At 73.0% G+C, this 17,637-nt stretch carries 16 protein-coding genes and 1 pseudogene; 15 read left to right on the forward strand and 2 right to left on the reverse strand.

All coding sequences use genetic code 11. The annotated features are described in order from the left end of the window. The first annotated feature begins 16 nt into the window (after positions 1 to 16). The 8 genes from QF030_RS32790 (at position 17) to QF030_RS32825 (ending at position 9,611) form a co-directional block, all read left to right on the forward strand. The gene (locus tag QF030_RS32790) at positions 17 to 2,545 is read left to right on the forward strand and encodes a SpoIIE family protein phosphatase (RefSeq protein ID WP_307166184.1); all 2,529 of its coding nucleotides are present in this window, start codon (positions 17 to 19) and stop codon (positions 2,543 to 2,545) included. A 150-nt stretch (positions 2,546 to 2,695) separates the two neighbouring features. Then, positions 2,696 to 3,421, forward strand: coding sequence for a class I SAM-dependent methyltransferase (locus tag QF030_RS32795; protein WP_307166185.1), 726 nt, complete (start codon positions 2,696 to 2,698; stop codon positions 3,419 to 3,421). A gap of 95 nt (positions 3,422 to 3,516) precedes the next feature. Continuing rightward, positions 3,517 to 4,350 carry a M55 family metallopeptidase gene (locus QF030_RS32800; RefSeq protein ID WP_307166186.1) on the forward strand — a complete coding sequence of 278 codons (834 nt, stop codon included), beginning with the start codon at positions 3,517 to 3,519 and terminating at the stop codon, positions 4,348 to 4,350. A gap of 53 nt (positions 4,351 to 4,403) precedes the next feature. Continuing rightward, a complete protein-coding gene (locus QF030_RS32805; protein WP_307166187.1) occupies positions 4,404 to 5,708 on the forward strand; it encodes a M20/M25/M40 family metallo-hydrolase in 1,305 nt (434 codons plus the stop codon). 15 nt (positions 5,709 to 5,723) lie between these two features. Beyond that, positions 5,724 to 7,799: a S9 family peptidase gene (locus QF030_RS32810; protein ID WP_307166188.1), complete on the forward strand. Its 2,076-nt coding sequence runs from the start codon at positions 5,724 to 5,726 to the stop codon at positions 7,797 to 7,799. After that, positions 7,796 to 8,719 carry a S66 peptidase family protein gene (locus QF030_RS32815; RefSeq protein WP_307166189.1) on the forward strand — a complete coding sequence of 308 codons (924 nt, stop codon included), beginning with the start codon at positions 7,796 to 7,798 and terminating at the stop codon, positions 8,717 to 8,719. Before QF030_RS32810 ends, QF030_RS32815 begins: the two co-directional genes overlap by 4 nt. A gap of 71 nt (positions 8,720 to 8,790) precedes the next feature. Then, positions 8,791 to 9,039: a LapA family protein gene (locus tag QF030_RS32820; RefSeq protein WP_307166190.1), complete on the forward strand. Its 249-nt coding sequence runs from the start codon at positions 8,791 to 8,793 to the stop codon at positions 9,037 to 9,039. A 20-nt stretch (positions 9,040 to 9,059) separates the two neighbouring features. Further along, positions 9,060 to 9,611 (forward strand): GNAT family N-acetyltransferase, encoded by a 552-nt coding sequence (locus QF030_RS32825; RefSeq protein ID WP_307166191.1) that lies wholly within the window; start codon positions 9,060 to 9,062, stop codon positions 9,609 to 9,611. Here QF030_RS32825 and QF030_RS32830 read toward each other — a convergent pair. After that, the gene (locus QF030_RS32830; protein ID WP_307166192.1) at positions 9,583 to 9,930 is read right to left on the reverse strand and encodes a DUF6204 family protein; all 348 of its coding nucleotides are present in this window, start codon (positions 9,928 to 9,930) and stop codon (positions 9,583 to 9,585) included. The genes QF030_RS32825 and QF030_RS32830 overlap by 29 nt on opposite strands. 86 nt (positions 9,931 to 10,016) lie before the next feature. Beyond that, entirely contained in the window at positions 10,017 to 10,229 is a 213-nt protein-coding gene (locus QF030_RS32835; protein ID WP_307167770.1) for a hypothetical protein, read from the reverse strand. Positions 10,230 to 10,390: 161 nt separating this feature from the next. Between QF030_RS32835 and QF030_RS32840 the strand changes: the two genes are divergently transcribed. The 7 genes and pseudogenes from QF030_RS32840 (at position 10,391) to QF030_RS32870 (ending at position 17,634) form a co-directional block, all read left to right on the forward strand. Then, positions 10,391 to 10,891 (forward strand): phage holin family protein, encoded by a 501-nt coding sequence (locus tag QF030_RS32840; protein ID WP_307166193.1) that lies wholly within the window; start codon positions 10,391 to 10,393, stop codon positions 10,889 to 10,891. Between the two features lie 236 nt (positions 10,892 to 11,127). After that, positions 11,128 to 13,008: an NAD(P)/FAD-dependent oxidoreductase gene (locus QF030_RS32845; protein ID WP_307166194.1), complete on the forward strand. Its 1,881-nt coding sequence runs from the start codon at positions 11,128 to 11,130 to the stop codon at positions 13,006 to 13,008. A 4-nt stretch (positions 13,009 to 13,012) separates the two neighbouring features. After that, entirely contained in the window at positions 13,013 to 14,869 is a 1,857-nt protein-coding gene (locus QF030_RS32850) for a transketolase (RefSeq protein ID WP_307166195.1), read from the forward strand. Next, a complete protein-coding gene (gene ligD / locus QF030_RS32855; RefSeq protein WP_307166196.1) occupies positions 14,866 to 15,798 on the forward strand; it encodes a non-homologous end-joining DNA ligase in 933 nt (310 codons plus the stop codon). Before QF030_RS32850 ends, ligD begins: the two co-directional genes overlap by 4 nt. A gap of 306 nt (positions 15,799 to 16,104) precedes the next feature. Continuing rightward, positions 16,105 to 16,389: pseudogene (locus QF030_RS32860) on the forward strand (gas vesicle protein GvpO); the annotation flags it as partial. Between the two features lie 58 nt (positions 16,390 to 16,447). Next, positions 16,448 to 16,885 (forward strand): gas vesicle structural protein GvpA, encoded by a 438-nt coding sequence (locus QF030_RS32865; protein ID WP_307166197.1) that lies wholly within the window; start codon positions 16,448 to 16,450, stop codon positions 16,883 to 16,885. Beyond that, positions 16,882 to 17,634 carry a GvpL/GvpF family gas vesicle protein gene (locus QF030_RS32870; RefSeq protein ID WP_307166198.1) on the forward strand — a complete coding sequence of 251 codons (753 nt, stop codon included), beginning with the start codon at positions 16,882 to 16,884 and terminating at the stop codon, positions 17,632 to 17,634. Before QF030_RS32865 ends, QF030_RS32870 begins: the two co-directional genes overlap by 4 nt. The last annotated feature ends 3 nt before the right edge of the window (positions 17,635 to 17,637 follow it).

Consider the following 17,637-nt stretch of genomic DNA (forward strand, 5'->3'; position numbering starts at 1 on the left):
AGAGAGGGCCTGGGCCATGGACCGTGGCACCGAGAGGGACGTACCTCCCAGCCGCGGAACCGGGGGCGGCGCGGCCGACCCACCCAGCCCGGAGGGCGGCGGTGGGCCCGCCGACGCCGGGCGCGTCCCCCTGGCCGTGGTCGTGGTGGACCGCGAGGGACTCGTCTCCCACTGGAGCACCGGCGCACGCCGGATCTTCGGCGTCGTCAAGGAGGAGGCGATCGGCCGGCCCGCGATCGATCTGCTCCCCGTCTCCGGTGCGCTCCCCGAGCCCGACGACGATCTTCCGGACGGCGGCTACGACGGCTACGGGGGCTACGCGGCCTACGACGGACTCGGGCCCGGCCTCGACTCCTCCCTCGACCGGGGCCTCGGCTACCCGGCCGCCGGACGGGCCCGCCTGACCGTGCCCGGACTGGACCGCGACCGCGGTCGGGTGGACGTCCTGTGGTGGGCGTACCCGCTGGTCGGGCCGGGTACGGAACGGCTGCTGGTGCTGGCCGCGGATGCGGCGGGGCTGCACCGGGACGAACCGGCCGACCCACTGGCCGTCGAACGCATCGCGCCCGCCTTCGCGCTGCACACCGACTTCCCCGGCGCCGCGGAACTCGCCCGGCGGCTGCCCGAGATCCTGCCCAGCATGAGCGTCGACGAGAGTGCGCGCATCGTCGCGCAGGTCCTCGAACTCGGTTACCCGGTGCTTGAGTTCAGTCAGAACGACCGAGTGCCCGTGACCCCCGACTGGGGCGTGGCCCGACGTGTCGAGCGCAGGGAGCGCCGCGAGCGGGCCGCCCGCGCCGCCGCCGAAGGGGCTCCCATACCCCAGGAGTTCGCCGACGACGGGGAGGACCTCGAGTACGTCGCCGTCCGTGAGCGGCTGGAGTTCCTCAACGAGGTCAGCGGGAAGATCGGCACCTCCCTCGACCTCTCCCGCACCATCCTCGAGGTCAGCAGAGCCGTCGTCCCGCGCTTCACGGACGTCGCCGGCACCTATCTGCGCGAACAGGTCGTCGCCGGGGAGGGGTTCCCCGACGGGGTGCCGGACACGACCACCATGTGGCACCGGGTCGCCCTCGAGCACACCGACGAACCGGGTCGCTGGGACGACGTCGTGCCCGTCGGCGAGGCCATGCCGTTCCCCGCGCACACCCCGTTCTTCCAGTGCATGACGACCGGACAGCCCGTCCTCGTGCCGCGCATCAGCGAGCAACTGGGCCACGCCATCGCCTCGCAGTTCGACAAGCGCGACATCCGGCCCCTGATCACCGGCCGTTCCATGCTGGTCGTCCCGCTCAAGGCCCGTGACGTCGTCCTCGGCTTCATGATCCTGCTGCGCCACCCGGAGCGCGCCCTCTTCAACGACATGGACCGGGTCACCGGCGCCGAACTCGCCGCCCGCGCGGGCCTCGTGCTCGACAACGCGCGCATGTACACCTACCAGGAGAGCGTCGCCGAGACCCTCCAGGACAGCATGCTGCCGCACATTCCGCCGCGCATGGCGGGCCTGGACATCGCCACCCGCTATCTGCCCGGCACGCTGCTCGGGCGGGTCGGCGGTGACTGGTTCGACTCGGTGAAGCTGCCCGGCGCGCGCACCGCGCTCGTCGTCGGCGACGTGATGGGCCACGGACTCAACTCGGCCGCCATGATGGGCCAGTTGCGGACGGCCGTACAGACCATGGCCGCCCTCGATCTGCCGCCCGCCCAACTCCTGCGCGCTCTCGACGACCTGGCGCAACGGCTGGGCGACACCTACCTCGCGACCTGTCTGTACGCCGTCTACGACCCGATCGGGGGCGAGCTCCACCTGGCCAACGCGGGACACATCCCGCCGGTGCTGGTGCGTGCCGTCGACGGCCGCAGTGAACTCCTGGACCTGCCCACCGGAGCGCCCATCGGGGTCGGCGGGGTGCCCTTCGAGGCGGTACGCGTGCGCGTGGACCCGGGAGACCGGCTGGTGATGTGCACCGACGGGCTGGTCGAGGTGCGCGGCGAGGACATCGGCGTCGGGCTCGCGACCCTCTGTGAGTCCGCCGCCCATCCGGCCGCCTCCATGGACGACGCCTGCGACACCATCATCCGCGCCCTCAACACCCGCGGCGGCCGCAAGGACGACGTGGCCCTGCTCATGGCGCGCCTCAACGGCATCGGGCCGGACGACGTCTGCGAAGGGCGGTTCCCCCTCGATCCGGCGGAGGTCGGCCGAGCCCGCGCGGTGGTCCGCGAACAGCTGCACGACTGGGGCCTGGCCGGGCTCGCCGACGCCGCCGCCCTCATGGTGAGCGAGCTCGTCACCAACGCCGTACGGCACTCCCGCCGCAGCCCCGTGGCCCTGCGCCTCGTCCGCGGCGACACGCTGCTGTGCGAGGTCGAGGACGACGGCCATGAACTGCCGACCCTGCTGAGCACCGGGCCGGGCGACGAGGCCGGGCGGGGACTGCGCGTGGTGAGCGCGCTGGCCCGCGAGTGGGGCACCAGCCGTACGGGCGCGGGGAAGACCGTGTGGTTCGAGCTGACGCTGCCACGCCGCTCCACGGGGCGCTGAGCGCGGCCCAGGAGGCGTACCGCACGGCGGGCGGATCTCGAACGCGGCGTGAAGGAACACGCGCCGCGCTTGTCGCACCGGCCGGGGAGCGATAGACCGTACTCGCCCGTCACTCACGACGGATCGGCTGTGCGTCCTGGGGAGTTGTGCATGAGCGTGACGAGTCGGTACCGGGAGGCGTGGGAGGGCTTCTGGCGGGAGGCCCCGGAGGAACCGGGCGAGGTGTTCTGGGACGCGGATCCGAAGGTGACCGCCGCGCTGCACCTGGCACTCTTCGAACCCCACCTCGTCGACCCCGCGATGGCGTTGGTGGACCTCGGTTGCGGCAACGGCACCCAGACCCGGTACTTCGCCGACCGTTTCCCGCACGTCGTCGGCGCCGACCTGTCCGCCGCGGCCCTCGACCACGCCCGCCGCGCCGACCCCGCCGGACAGGCGGCGTACCGGCTCCTGGACGCCGGCGAGAAGGGCGCGGCCGAGACGCTGCACGCCGAACTCGGCGACGCCAACGTCTACATGAGGGGCGTCCTGCACCAGTGCGAGCCCGGCGACCGGCAGCCGCTGGTGGACGGGATCGCCGCGCTGTTGGGGGAGCGCGGCCGGCTCTTCCTCGTCGAACTGTCGGAGGCCGCCCGTCCCGTCCTCGGCGGACTGGCGCAGGGTCCCTCCGGTCCGCCGCCGAAGCTCGCGCCCGTCTTCCGGCACGGCATCGCCCCCGGCGAAGTGGCCGACGACGCGGTGCCCGGATATCTGCGCACCGCCGGCCTCACGATCCTCGCCTCCGGCGAGCTGCCGCTCGTCACGACCGAGTTCGCGCCCGACGGCTCGCGGATCGAGCTGCCCTCGAAGTGGCAGGTGGCCGCCCGCGGCAGATGACCGCCGTCACCCTCCCGTGCGGGGTGGAGTCGCTCCCCGGAAAACCGGGGCACGGCCCGATAGGCTCGGGTTTCCTTGAGAGGACGGGGCCGGACGTGAAGATCCTCATCAGCGCCGACATGGAGGGCGCCACCGGCGTCACCTGGCCGGCCGACGTGATGCCCGGGACGCCGGAGTGGCAGCGGTGCCGGTCGATGTTCACCTCGGACGTCAACGCCGCCGTTCTCGGCTTCTTCGACGGCGGGGCGGACGAGGTCCTGGTCAACGAGGCCCACTCGACCATGCGCAACCTGCTCCTCGAGCAGCTCGACGAGCGGGTGGAGATGCTCACCGGCCGGCACAAGTCCCTCTCCATGGTGGAGGGCGTCCAGCACGGGGACGTGGACGGGATCGCCTTCGTCGGCTATCACGGGGGCGCCGGCATGGAGGGCGTCCTGGCCCACACCTACCTGGCCAACTCCCTCACCGGCGTCTGGCTCAACGACGTACGGGCCAGCGAGGGGCTGCTCAACGCGCGGGTGGTCGCCGAGTACGGGGTGCCGGTCATCCTCGTCACCGGTGACGACGTGGCCTGCGAGGACGCGCTCGGCTACGCGCCGGAGGCGCTGAAGGTCGCGGTCAAGGACCACGTCTCCCGGTATGCGGCCGTGTGCCGTGCCCCGGCCCGCACCGCCGCCGACATCCGGGCTGCGGCGAAGGAGGCGACGCGGCTGGCGGTCCGTCAGGAGCCGTCTGCCGACGGGCCGTTCACGGTCGCCGTGGAGTTCGACGCCGAGCACCTCGCGATGGCGGCCACCGTCGTGCCCGGCGTCGCCCGCATCGGCGAGCGGAAGATCGCGTACACCAGCGGCACCATGTACGAGGGCATCCGTACCTTCAAGGCGGTCACCACGATCGTCTCGGCCGCGATCGAGGAGCAGTATGGCTGAGGAGCAGAGCCGGGAGCGGCGGCGGCAGCGACCGGGACAGCGACAGGAGCGGCATGGCTGACGCGCGGGCGCGGGACGAGGTCGTCCGGTTCACCTCGGACCTCATCCGTATCGACACCACCAACCGGGGCGGCGGCGACTGCCGGGAACGGCCCGCCGCCGAGTACGCCGCCGCGCTCCTGGCCGAGGCGGGCATCGAGCCGGCGCTCCTCGAACGCACCCCGGGGCGGACCAACGTCGTCGGGCGGATCGAGGGCACCGACCCGACCGCGGACGCGCTGCTCGTCCACGGTCACCTGGACGTGGTGCCCGCCGAAGCCGCCGACTGGAGCGTCCACCCCTTCTCCGGGGAGGTGCGGGACGGCGTCGTGTGGGGGCGCGGCGCGGTCGACATGAAGAACATGGACGCGATGATCCTGGCCGTGCTGAGGGCCTGGGCCCGGCAGGGCGTCCGGCCCCGGCGCGACCTCGTCGTCGCCTTCACCGCCGACGAGGAGGCCAGCGCCGAGGACGGCTCCGGGTTCCTCGCCGACCGGCATCCGGGACTGTTCGAGGGCTGTACCGAGGCCATCGGCGAATCGGGGGCGTTCACCTTCCACGACGGCGCCGGGCGCGAGATCTACCCCATCGCCGCGGGCGAGCGCGGCACCGGCTGGCTGAAGCTCACCGCACGCGGACGCGCCGGACACGGCTCCAAGGTCAACCGGGAGAACGCGGTGACCCGCCTGGCCGCCGCCGTCACGCGCATCGGCGAGCACGAATGGCCCCCGCGGCTCACTCCGACGGTCCGTGCCGCGCTCACCGAACTCGCCGCGCTGTACGGCGTCGACGCCGATCTGCGCGACGTGGACGCTCTGCTGGCGAAGCTCGGCCCGGCGGCCGCCCTGGTGGAGGCGACCGTACGCAACAGCGCCAACCCGACCGTGCTGGGCGCCGGTTACAAGGTCAACGTGATTCCCGGGGAGGCCGTCGCCTACGTCGACGGCCGCTGTGTCCCGGGCGGCGAGGACGAGTTCCGCACCACCCTCGACCACCTCACGGGACCCGACGTGGACTGGGAGTTCCACCACCGTGAGGTGGCCCTGCAGGCGCCTGTGGACGTCCCGCTCTACGCCCGTATGCGGGCCGCTGTCGAGGAGTTCGCGCCCGAGGGGCACGTGGTGCCGTACTGCATGTCCGGCGGCACCGACGCCAAGCAGTTCTCGCGGCTCGGCATCACCGGTTACGGTTTCGCCCCGCTGAAGCTCCCGGAGGGCTTCGACTACCAGGCCCTCTTCCACGGCGTCGACGAACGGGTCCCGGTGGAGGCGTTGCACTTCGGCGTGCGGGTGCTCGACCGGTTCCTGCGGACGGCCTAGGCGAACGGGGAGAACGTGCAGGTCCTGCCGTACGGTTCCTGGCCCTCGCCCATCGACGCGGCCCTCACGGCCACGCACGACGGGCGCCCCGAGTACGTCGGCTTCGTCGGCGACGAGGTGTGGTGGACCGCGCCCCGGCCGGCCGAGCGCGGTCGCCGCACCCTCGTGCGGCGTCGCCCCGACGGGACGGAGGAGTCCGTCCTGCCCGCGCCCTGGAACGTCCGCAGCCGGGTCGTCGAGTACGGCGGACAGCCGTGGGCCGGTGCCGTACGCGACGGCCGGCTCCTCGTGGTGTTCGTGCACTTCGCGGACCAGCGGCTGTACGGGTACGAGCCAGGGTCCGCGCACGGCGCCGAGCCGCGCCCGCTCACGCCCGTCTCGTCGGTGGGCGGTGGACTGCGGTGGGCGGAACCGCAGTTGCTGCTGGAGCGGGGAGAAGTCTGGTGCGTGCTGGAGGAGTTCACGGGCGGGGGTCCGACCGACGTGCGCCGGGTGCTGGCCGCGGTGCCGCTGGACGGCTCGGCCGCCGACGACCGCGGCGCCGTGCGTGAACTCACCGACGACCGACGCCGGTTCGTCACCGGTGCGCGCCTCTCGCCGGACGGCCGCCGGGCCGCCTGGCTGGCCTGGGACCACCCCCTGATGCCGTGGGAGGGCACGGAGGTGGTCGTCGCCGACGTCATGGGCGACGGCACCCTGGGCGGCGCCCGGGTGGTGGCCGGTGGGCCACAGGAGTCGATCGCCCAGGTCGACTGGATCCCGTCGACGGGATACGGGCGACCGTCGTCGGACCACGGCCGACGGTCCGCACCCGACGGAGCACGGCCGGCGGACGACGGCCAGCGATCGGCGGACGCCGGACCGCAGTCCGGGGAAGACCGTCTGCTGTACACGAGTGATCGCAGCGGTTGGTGGAACCTGTACCGCGACCACCGGCCCCTCTGCCCTCGCGAGGAGGAGTTCGGCGGAGCCCTGTGGAAGCTCGGGCAGCGCTGGTTCGCACCGCTGGAGAGCGGGCTCGTCGCCGTCGTGCACGGCCGGGGAGCCACCGTCCTCGGGATCCTCGACCCGGAGACCGGTGAACTCGTCGACGCGGCCGGACCGTGGACGGAGTTCGCGCCGACCCTCGCCGTGCAGGGCGACCGCGTCGTCGCCGTCGCGGCCGGTCCGCGCAGCGGGTACGAGGTCGTGGAGCTGGACGCCAGGACCGGCCGGGCCCGGGTCGTCGGTGCCGCGCACGACGACGCGGTGGACCCGGCCTACTACCCGGAGCCCCGGATCCGTACGTTCACCGGTCCCGAAGGCCGGGACATCCACGCGCACGTCTATCCGCCCCACCACCCCGGACATGTCGCGCCGGGCCACGAACTGCCGCCCTACGTCGTGTGGGCGCACGGCGGACCCACCGACCGCGCCCCGCTCGTACTGGATCTGGAGATCGCCTACTTCACCTCCCGGGGCATCGGGGTAGCCGAGGTCGACTACGGCGGCTCGACGGGGTACGGACGGGAGTACCGGGAGCGGTTGCGGGAGCAGTGGGGCGTGGTCGACGTCGAGGACTGCGCGGCCGTCGCCCTCGCCCTCGCCGACGAGGGCACCGCCGACCGCCGGCGGCTGGCCGTCCGGGGCGGCAGCGCGGGCGGCTGGACCGCCGCGGTCTCGCTGGCCGGCACCGACGTCTACGCCTGCGGCACGATCCGCTACCCCGTGCTGGACCTGGTGGGCTGGGCGACGGGGGAGACCCACGACTTCGAGTCGCGCTACCCGGAGAGTCTCGTCGGCCCCCTCGCGCAGGTGCCCGCCCGCTACGCGCAACGCTCGCCGATCGAGCACGCCCACCGCATCACCGTGCCGTTCCTGCTCCTCCAGGGGCTGGACGACATGATCTGCCCGCCCGCCCAGTGCGAGCGCTTCCTCGCCCGGCTGGCCGGACGGACGGTGCCGCACGCGTACCTGGCGTTCGAGGGGGAGGGGCACGGATTCCGGCAGGCGGCCACGATGGTGCGCGCCCTGGAGGCCGAGCTGTCGCTGTACGCTCAGGTGTTCGGGCTGCGCCCGCCCGGAATCCCCAGGTTGGAGCTTGTGCGGTGAAGGAACTCGTGCGGCCGTCCCGGCTCGCCCCCGGCGCCCGGATCGCGGTCGTCGCCCCCAGCGGGCCGGTGGCGGAGGAGCGGCTGGAGGCCGGCCTCGACCTGTTGCGCGGCTGGGACCTCGACCCCGTGGTCGCCCCCCATGTGCTGGACCGGCACGACCGGCTGCCGCACCTCGCGGGCGCCGACGCCGACCGGGCCGCCGATCTCCAGCGGGCCTGGTGCGATCCGGCCGTCGACGCCGTGCTGTGCGCACGCGGAGGCTACGGCGCCCAGCGGATCGTCGACCTGCTCGACTGGGACGCGATGCGGGCCGCCGGGCCGAAGGTGTTCGTCGGCTTCAGCGACAGCACCGCGCTGCACGAGGCGTTCGCCCTGCGCCTGGGCCTGGTCACGCTCTACGGGCCCGCGGCCGCCGGCGTCGACTTCATCAAGAGCGCACGGGCGCAGGAACACCTCAGGGGCACCCTGTTCGCCCCGGAAACCGTCCGCACGCTCGCCTCCACCGGCACGCCCATCGCGGGGGGCCGGGCGAGGGGCGTCACCCTGGGCGGCTGCCTGACGCTGCTGGCCACGGGCTACGGCACCCCGCACACCCGGGCCGGCGTCGGCGGGGGGCTGCTGCTGATCGAGGACGTGGGGGAGCGGCCGTACCGTGTCGACCGGGCCCTCACCCAGCTCCTGCGCACCGGCTGGCTGGACGGTGTCGCGGGTGTCGCGCTCGGTTCCTGGGAGGGCTGCGGCCCCTACGAGGAGCTGCGCCCGGTCCTCGTGGACCGGCTCGGCGGCCTCGGCGTCCCCGTCGTCGACGAGCTCGGGTTCGGCCACTGCGAGGGAGCCCTGACCGTGCCCTTCGGCGTGCCCGCCGTACTCGACGCCGACGAAGGCACGCTCACCCTCGACACCCCGGCCCTGCGCTGACCTCCCGGCCGCCTCACCCGGAGGGCGCGGCTCACCGTGCGTGAGCGCGGTGCGGGGCCCAGGCTGGCCGTATGAGCCGGAAGACCTCGAAGACGTCCGAGAGCGTCGGCAAGGGCGAAGCGCTGACGCCGGGCCGGATCGTCGTCCTGGCGCTCGCCGTCCTCGCCCTGGTCTTCGTCTTCGAGAACACCCGCCCCGTGAAGATCCGGCTGCTGATCCCCGAGGTGACGGTGCCGCTGTGGACGGCGCTCCTGGCGATGTGGGCCGTCGGCGCCCTGTGCGGCGCCTCCTTCGCGTACGTCAGAAAACGGCGCAAGTGACCTCGTCGTAGGCTGTCCGGATGCCGCACACCGCATCCCGATACCTCGCCGAGGGCCCCCGCGTGGGCATCCGTCACTTCGCGTACGAGGACGGTCCGGAGTTCACGGCCCGCGCGCGTGAGAGCAAGGACCTGCACCACCCGTGGCTGTTCCCGCCGGTCACCGCCGACGCCTACACGGCCTACGCGGGCCGGCTGATCGAGGACCCGTCGAAGGCGGGCTTCCTCGTGTGCACCCTGGAGGACGGGGCGGTCGCCGGGTTCGTCAACATCAACAACATCGTCGAGGGCGGCTTCCAGTGCGGCGCACTGGGCTACGGCGCCTTCGCGCACGCGGCCGGACGCGGGCTGATGCGCGAGGCGCTCGACCTCGTGGTGGGGCACGCGTTCGGACCGATGCGGCTGCACCGGCTGGAGATCAACGCGCAGCCCGGCAACGACGCCTCGATCGCCCTCGCCCGTGGCTGCGGCTTCCGCAGGGAGGGCTTCTCCCCGAAGATGCTCCACGTCGACGGAGAGTGGCGGGACCACGAGCGGTGGGCGATCACCGCCGAGATGCGGACTTGTAGTTGATCTTCATCGTGTCGAGGTCGGTGACCGTCGACCGCAGCGCGGTGAAGCCGTGGCCCAGTTCCCGCAGCGTCGCCTCGGCGCGCTCCTCGGCGAGCGCGCCCGCCATCTCCTCGCCGTCCGCCGCGTCCGACACCACCACGTAGCGCATGGAGAAGTGCTTCAGCGGCGACGGCTCGTACGTCAGCGTGCCCTCCTCGGTGAACCGCATGCTCGTCAGACCGTGGTCGGCGGCCTCGGCGACGAGCCGGGTCCGGCCCTCGTCGGTGAGGCCGTCCCAGGTGCCCCGGACGATCACCCGGTAGGTGTGCTGCTCGCTCACTGCCGCTCCCTCGTGCCTGCCGTCGAACGCCCGACTCTACGTCCGCCACGGACCGCCGCCCACGGAATTTCACCGCGCCCGGCGCCTCACGACCCGCGCCGGTCGACGTACCCGCACACCGCCCCGTCCGGGTGGCGGGCGATCAGGTCCAGCTCGGCCGCAGGCCCGCTCATCGGCAGGAAGCAGCCGACCGCGGCCACTTGGACCCGGCCCCGCTCGAAGCGGAGCGCGCCGGTCCCCGCCAGCCGCTCGTAGAAGGAGACCGAGGCCTCCAGGTCGTCGACACAGACACGCAGTATGGATCCCGGAACGTCCCTGCGGACGAGCCTGGTTGGGGCGGGCGCGGCGAGGTCGTCCCTTCACCCGATCCCCGCCCGGGCCCTCCGCCCGTTCCCTCCCCACCGCTCCGGCGCGCCGGTTCCTGGAGTTAAGCGTCCATGACAGCGGGTACCCGAGGTCCATGGAGCGCATGGATCACCTGGAGCATCTGGACAAGCATCTGGTCGACGAGCTGGCGCAGGTGGCCCGCGAGACGATCCGCGAGGAGCTGCGCGAGCAGACCCGCAAGCAGCGCCGTACGGCCATGCTCTACGCGGCGTCCGGCGCCGTCGCCCTCTACGCGGGCGCGGCCGTCGCACTCGCCGTGGGGCTGGCACTCGACATCGGTCTGCCGGACTGGGTCGCGGCACTCATCACCGCCGCGGTCCTCGCCGTCGCGGCGTACCTGCTGCGCGGAGCCGCGAGGCCGCACGCCCCGTCATCGCCCAAGGCCGGCCTCGGCGCGGCACCGGACAAGGGCCCCGGCCGCGTCATCGGCGGTACGCCGCCGGCCGGGCCGCCCGGCGGTACCGGGCTGGCGTACCCCCCGATGCCGCCGACCGCGCCCGGCGCCCACGTGCCGCAGCCGGGCGAGGCGCCGCGCGCCGACGACATCGATCCCGAGCGTCCGCAGCAGGTCTGACGGGCGGCGCGCCGACGCCGAAGTGACGTAGCCGCGTCACGTGTTCGGCAGCCGGGCGGCCCCGCGGCACACGCTGCCGCGGGGCCGCCCGGTGTGCGCGGGCGTCCCGGCCCTCCGGGCCGTCACGCTGCGGACACGGGCGGCCGGAGGGGGCGCCGGCCCACGTTTGGCGGCTTCTGCCGGGGGGACGCGGAAACCTTCGTACGAAAACCGCCCGAACCCCATCGGAGGCCCACGTGAGGCGTCCCCGCATCGTGATCGTCGGAGCCGGCTTCGCCGGGTACCGGACGGCCCGCACCCTGGCGCGGGCGGCCAGAGGGCGGGCCGACATCACTCTGCTCAACCCGACCGACTACTTCCTGTACCTGCCTCTGCTGCCCCAGGTGGCGGCGGGCATCCTCGAGCCGCGGCGGGTCACCGTCTCCCTGTCGGGGACCCTTCGTGAGGTGCGGCCGGTGCTCGGCGAGGCCGAACACGTCGACCTCGACGCGCGCACCGTCCACTACACGAACCCCGAAGGCGACAAGGGCACGCTCGGCTACGACCGGCTCGTGCTCGCCGCAGGCAGCGTGAACAAGTTGCTGCCCATTCCCGGCGTCGCCGAGCACGCACACGGATTCCGCGGCCTGCCCGAAGCCCTCTACCTGCGTGATCACCTCACCCGGCAGGTGGAGTTGGCCGCCTCCGGCGCCGACGCGGCCGAGCGTACGGCGCGTTGTACGTTCGTCGTGGTCGGCGCGGGCTACACCGGCACCGAAGTCGCCGCACAGGGGCAGCTGTTCACCGACGCCCTGGTGCGCGCCCACCCCCTGCGCCGGGGCATGCGGCCACGCTGGCTGCTTCTCGACGTCGCGCCGCGGGTCCTGCCCGAGCTGGACGAGCGGCTCTCCCGCACCGCCGACCGGGTGCTGCGCGAACGGGGCGTCGAGGTGCGCATGGGGACCTCCGTCAAGGAGGCGACCCGCGACGGAGTCCTGCTGACCGACGGCGAGTTCGTCGCCACCCGCACCCTGGCGTGGTGCGTGGGCGTACGGCCCGATCCGCTGGCCGAGTCGCTCGGGCTGCCCATGGAACGCGGGCGGTTGCTCGTGGAACCGACCCTGCAGGTTCCGGGCAGGCCCGAGGTGTTCGCGTGCGGTGACGCGGCCGCCGTACCCGATCTGGAGAAGCCCGGTGAGTACACGCCGATGACCGCCCAGCACGCGTGGCGGCAGGGCAAGGTGGCCGGCCAGAACGTCGCCGCCTCTCTCGTCGAGGGCGGCGGTCCGGCCGGTCTGCGGCCCTACCGGCACAAGGACATGGGGTTCGTCGTGGACCTGGGCGGGGTGCAGGCCGCAGCCAATCCGCTCGGCGTCCACCTGTCCGGCCCCGCGGCCGGCGCGGTGGCCCGTGGCTACCATCTCGCCGCCATGCCCGGCAACCGCGTGCGCGTCGCCGCCGACTGGCTGCTGGACGCCGTACTCCCGCGACAGGACGTGCAGCTGGGTCTGGTCCGGTCCTGGTCGGTGCCGCTGGACACGGCGTCGCCGGAACTGGCACGGATGCCGGGAGAGAACGGGCGCCAACCGGCGGCCTCCGGTCCCGGCGCGGCCACCGCGGCGGACGCGCACGACGCGCACGACGCGGACGTCGAGAACGCGGACGTCGAGAACGCCCACGACCAGAACGCCGACGACAAGAACGAAGGAAACGACGTGAACGACGTGAACGACGTGAACGAGACGAAGAAGGCGACCGGCGGGTCCGGCGAGCACCACCCCGCGCCCGAGGACGGTTCCCAGTCGATCACCGCGCCGACACCCGAGGTGGGACAGCATTCGGGCGGTGGGAGCGGGTCCCGGGTGGGCCAGTCGTCGCCGGAGGAGGGCTCCCAGTCGATCGACTCGCCGACACCCGAGGTGGGGCGGCACAGTGACGGGCCGGCGGCCGTGCGGACCGACAGGACCGACGGGACCGACGCCGGGTCCGTGGGGAGCCGACCGGACCCCGAGGCCGCGAGGAAGCAGTCAGGCCGGGGGGCGGACGGGAACGATCCGGCCCCCGCCCCCGGCGAGAACACCCCCGTCGACAACGACCCAGCCGAGGGCGGCGACGACCGCGCGGAAGGAGGCCGCTAGTCCGATGGACACCGCCCAACTCACCGCACTCGGACAGCAGTTGCGGGTCGACAGCGTGCGTGCCTCCGCCGCCGCGGGATCCGGACATCCGACGTCCTCGATGTCGGCCGCGGACCTGATGGCCGTACTGCTCGCGAACCACTTCCGCTACGACTTCGACCGCCCGGCGCACCCGGGCAACGACCGCTTCGTGCTCTCGAAGGGCCATGCCTCCCCCCTGCTGTACTCCGCCTACAAGGCCGCCGGAGCCATCGACGACGAGGAGCTCCTGACCTTCCGCGAACTCGGCAGCCGGCTCGAGGGACACCCCACCCCGCAGCGGCTGCCGTGGGTCGAGACGGCCACCGGCTCGCTCGGCCAGGGGCTGCCGGTGGGCGTCGGCATCGCGCTGGCCGGGAAGCGGCTGGACCGCGTCGGATACCGGGTGTGGGTGCTGTGCGGCGACAGCGAACTCGCCGAGGGCTCGGTGTGGGAGGCCGCGGAGCACGCGGGCCACGAACACCTCGACAACCTCACGGTGGTCGTCGACGTCAACCGGCTCGGCCAGCGCGGCCCCACCCGGCACGGCCACGACCTCGACGCGTACGCCCGCCGCTTCCAGGCCTTCGGCTGGCACACGACAGAGATCGACGGACACGACGTCGACGCCGTCGACCGCGCCTACGGCGAGGCGGCCTCCACCCTGGGGCAGCCCACCGTGATCCTCGCCCGCACCCTCAAGGGCAGGGGCGTGCGGTCCGTGGAGGACCGCGAGGGCCTGCACGGCAAGCCGCTGCCCGACGCCGACGAGGCGATCGAGGAACTGGGCGGCATCCGCAGCCTGCGTGTCCACGTGCAGGAGCCGGCCGCCGCCCGCATGCTGCACTCCGTCCCGACCGGGCCCCTCGTGCTGCCCCGCTGGGAGGGGGAGGACCGCGAGAAGGGCGTGGCGACCCGTGACGCCTACGGCGAAGCCCTCACCGCGCTCGGGGCAGCCCGCGAGGACATCGTCGCCCTCGACGGCGAGGTGAGCGACTCCACGCGCGCCGAGGCCTTCGCCAAGGAGCACCCCGACCGGTTCTTCGAGTGCTACATCGCCGAACAGCAGCTCGTCGCCGCGGCGGTCGGCCTCGCGACGCGCGGCTGGGTCCCTTACGCCTCGACGTTCGCGGCCTTCCTGACCCGGGCCCACGACTTCGTCCGCATGGCCGCGGTGAGCGGGGCCGGCATCAATCTCGTCGGCTCGCACGCGGGGGTCGCCATCGGACAGGACGGGCCCTCGCAGATGGGTCTCGAGGACCTGGCGATGTTCCGGGCCGTGCACGGCTCGACCGTGCTGTACCCGTGCGACCCGCATCAGACCGCGCGGCTCGTCGCGGCCATGGCCGGCCTGGACGGCGTCCGCTATCTGCGCACCTCACGCGGCGCCGCCCCGGTGCTCTACGGGCCGGACGAGGAGTTCCCCGTCGGCGGGAGCAAGGTGCTGCGCTCCTCCGACCGCGACCGGCTGACGATCGTCGCGGCCGGCGTCACCGTGCACGAGGCCCTGAAGGCCGCGGAGGCGCTCGACGGCGAGGGCATCGCGGTCCGGGTCGTCGACCTCTACTCGGTCAAGCCCGTCGACCGGGCCACGCTGCGGCAGGCCGCCGAGGAGACGGGGCTGCTGATGAGCGTGGAGGACCACCACGAACAGGGCGGGCTCGGGGACGCGGTCCTCGACGCCTTCCTGGACGGGCGGCCGGTGCCCCGGCTGGTGCGGCTCGCCGTCCGGACGATGCCCGGCTCGGCGAGCCCGGCCGAGCAGCTGCACGCCGCGGGCATCGACGCCGAGTCGATCGCGGCGTCCGCCCGGCTGCTGGTGGAGCAGGCGATCGCCCCGTGAGCGGCGACGCCGTACGAAAGGTGCGGGTGGGCCGCCGCAGCATCGAGGTCCACCGTCCGGACAAGGTGCTCTTTCCGGGCGGTGGGGAGGCGAAGCAGTACACGAAGGGAGATCTGGTCGCGTACTACCGGTCGGTCTCCGCGTTCATGCTTCCGCAGCTGCGCGGCCGGCCGCTGATGCTGGAACGGCATCCGGACGGGATCGACGGGCCCCGCTTCATGCAGAAGAACACCCCCGAGCACTATCCGGAATGGATCAAGCGGGCCGAGGTGGCCAAGGAGGACGGCACCGTCCGCCATACCGTCTGCGACGACTCCGCCACCCTGGCCTACCTCGCCGACCAGGCGTGCCTCACCGTGCACCGCTGGCTCTCCCGGGTCGGGAGGGTCGACCGCCCGGACCTGATGATCTTCGACCTCGACCCGGCCGACGGTTCCCGCTTCGCCGCCGTCCGGGAGGCCGCCGAACGGCTCGGCGAGCTCCTCGACCAGCTGGGGCTGCCTTCGGCCCTGATGACGACGGGCTCGCGCGGACTGCACGTCGTCGTCCCGGTGGACGGACGCGACGACTTCGACGAGGTGCGCGGCTTCGCCCGGGACGCCGCCGAGCTGCTCGTGGCGGAGCACCCCGACCGGCTGACCACGGCCGCGCGCAAGAAGGACCGCGGCGACCGGCTCTACCTGGACGTGCAGCGCAACGGCTACGCGCAGACCGCCGTCGCCCCCTTCACGGTGCGCGCGCTGCCCGGGGCGCCCGTCGCCACGCCCATCACCTGGGATCAGCTGCGCGATCCGGAGCTCGGTCCGCGCCGCTGGACCATCGCCGACGCCGCCGAGCAGGCCCATGCCCGTCCCTGGTCGGGGCTGACGGGCCGCGTGCGCGCCCTGGGGCCCGCCAGACGGCGGCTCGACGCACTCCGTGACGCGTGAAGGTTTGGCCAAGAGCCTTTGGGCCACACGGAAGAAGAGGTGGCCATGGTGAACACAGAAAGCACATCACAGTCACACGCGTCTCACGATTCACATAGAGAACACGAAACACCTAAATCGCAAGAACCGCACCCTTCGCGAAGTTCACGGACCTCGCGGACCTCACGGACCACAGGGACTTCCGGTGACGAGGGAAGTTCCCGGACTCCGCGGGGTTCACGAGGTCACCGGGGTTCGAAGAGACCGCAGAGATCAGAGAGTCCGGAGAGTGCGCGGACTCCGACGACCAGGGAAGGCAAGGACGACGTGGCGGACGACCGGCCGAGCCCCATGGAGGTGCTGCGCCAGGCGCGGGCCCAGCTCACGGAGCTGACGGGGATGACCGCCGAGAGCGTTTCGTCCTTCGAGCAGACGGAGGACGGCTGGTCCCTGGACGTCGAGGTTCTGGAGCTCGCCCGCGTGCCCGACACGATGAGCCTGATGGCGAGCTACCAGGTGGAACTCGACCCCGAGGGCCAGCTCACCGGCTACCGGCGTGTTCGCCGCTACGAGCGTGGGCGCTCCGACTCGCACCGGCCGGGCGGCCGCTAGGCCGCCGGCCCGCATTCATGACCGATCATCCACTCCCACAGAAGGAGGCGCGGTCGACATGACCGTTGTCCCGGCACAACAGTCCGGCGGCGGAGGCGGCTCCAGCGGCCTCTACGACGTGCTGGAGCTCGTCCTCGACAGGGGTCTCGTCATCGACGCGTTCATACGGGTCTCCCTCGTCGGAATCGAGATTCTCAAGATCGACGTACGTGTCGTGGTGGCCAGCGTGGACACCTACCTGCGCTTCGCCGAGGCGTGCAACCGCCTGGACCTGGAGGCGGGGCCGCGCAAGAGCCCGGGCCTGCCCGACCTGGTCGGCGAGATCACCGAGTCCGGCGCGCGCGGCAAGTCCAAGGGCGCCTTGTCCGGCGCCGCGGAGACCATCTCCGGAGCCTTCAAGCAGGCCCGTGACGAGGGCTCCGCCCAGGAGGAGCGGGAGTCCAGGCCGCGGACGCGCAAGAGCACCACCGCGCGCCGGAAGGAGGAGCAGGAGTGAGCACCTACGTGTACGGCATCGTGGCGGGTTCGCACGCGGACCTTCCGGACGGCCTGGCCGGGGTCGGCGACCCGCCTCTGCCGGTGCGCGTCCTGAAGGAAGGCACTCTGGCGGCGATCGTCAGCGACGCCCCGGAAGGGCTGCGGCCCAAGCGCAGGGAGCTGCTCGCCCACCAGACCGTGCTCGCCGAGGCCGGCGCCGACGGCTGTGTGCTGCCCATGCGGTTCGGCAGTGTCGCGCCCGACGACAGTTCCGTCACCGGAGTCCTCGCCGAGCGCGCCGAGCACTACGAGGAGCGTCTGCGGGCCCTCGAAGGCAAGGTCGAGTACAACATCAAGGCCTCGCACGTGGAGGAGGCCGTCCTGCACCAGGTGATGGCCGACAGTCCCGAACTGCGGGGTCTCGCGGAGGCCAACCGGCAGGCGGGCGGCGGCAGTTATGAGCAGAAGCTTCAGCTGGGCGAGATGGTGGCCGCCGCGGTCAAGGCCAAGGAGGCCGAGGACGCGGCCGACGTGCAGCAGAGCCTCACGCCGCTGGCCGCGGCCACCAGTGTGGGCCCCGAGTCCACGGGCTGGCTGGTCAACGTCTCGTTCCTGGTGGACCGCGACTCGGCGGCCGGGTTCCTGGAGGCCGCGGAGGAGCTCCGCAAGGGCCGTCCGCACCTCGAACTGCGCGTCAACGGGCCGCTGCCGCCGTACAGCTTTGTCGAACCGGGTCCGGCCGCACCGGCGGGCACCGGCACGGAGTAGGCA

It is taken from the genome of Streptomyces rishiriensis (assembly GCF_030815485.1).
Lineage (GTDB): Bacteria > Actinomycetota > Actinomycetes > Streptomycetales > Streptomycetaceae > Streptomyces > Streptomyces rishiriensis_A.

Excerpts from the sequence above, each read along its gene's own strand:
- QF030_RS32865 (WP_307166197.1), top strand. The coding sequence starts at position 16,448 with ATGACCGTTGTCCCGGCACAACAGTCCGGCGGCGGAGGCGGCTCCAGC.
- QF030_RS32805 (WP_307166187.1), top strand. The coding sequence starts at position 4,404 with ATGGCTGACGCGCGGGCGCGGGACGAGGTCGTCCGGTTCACCTCGGAC.
- QF030_RS32790 (WP_307166184.1), top strand. The coding sequence starts at position 17 with ATGGACCGTGGCACCGAGAGGGACGTACCTCCCAGCCGCGGAACCGGG.
- QF030_RS32820 (WP_307166190.1), top strand. The coding sequence starts at position 8,791 with ATGAGCCGGAAGACCTCGAAGACGTCCGAGAGCGTCGGCAAGGGCGAA.
- QF030_RS32825 (WP_307166191.1), top strand. The coding sequence starts at position 9,060 with ATGCCGCACACCGCATCCCGATACCTCGCCGAGGGCCCCCGCGTGGGC.
- QF030_RS32840 (WP_307166193.1), top strand. The coding sequence starts at position 10,391 with ATGGAGCGCATGGATCACCTGGAGCATCTGGACAAGCATCTGGTCGAC.
- QF030_RS32850 (WP_307166195.1), top strand. The coding sequence starts at position 13,013 with ATGGACACCGCCCAACTCACCGCACTCGGACAGCAGTTGCGGGTCGAC.
- QF030_RS32795 (WP_307166185.1), top strand. The coding sequence starts at position 2,696 with ATGAGCGTGACGAGTCGGTACCGGGAGGCGTGGGAGGGCTTCTGGCGG.